Genomic DNA, 247 nt, shown 5'->3' with positions numbered 1-247 from the left:
CTGCAAAAATGAATTCTGTCGATCCCCAGGCCTGGCTGACGCAGACGCTCGAGCGCCTTGCAAACGGCTGGCCTAGCCGCGAAATCCATACCCTTATGCCGTGGAGCTACAAGGCCTGAACGGCCTCAGCTTGCCGCTTACGTTGATATAGCAGTTGGCTCGTCTGCACCGTAAGCGGCAAGCTGACCCCATCTGGCGTCAGTAGCGCGAGCTCAGCTATTGCGTAATGACTATTCACCAGCTGTGA

1 protein-coding gene is annotated in these 247 nt (G+C 56.7%); it reads left to right on the top strand.

The window, feature by feature from the left end:
* The coding region (locus FS804_RS24805; protein ID WP_144579355.1) for a transposase domain-containing protein at nucleotides 1-119 on the top strand (119 nt) is incomplete at its 5' end.
* Nucleotides 120-247: the final 128 nt, after the last annotated feature.

The sequence above is a fragment of the Agrobacterium sp. DE0009 genome (assembly GCF_007680755.1).
Lineage (GTDB): Bacteria > Pseudomonadota > Alphaproteobacteria > Rhizobiales > Rhizobiaceae > Agrobacterium > Agrobacterium tumefaciens_B.
Note: the sequence above shows the minus strand (reverse complement) of the source record. Positions and strands in the feature narration are given on the sequence as shown.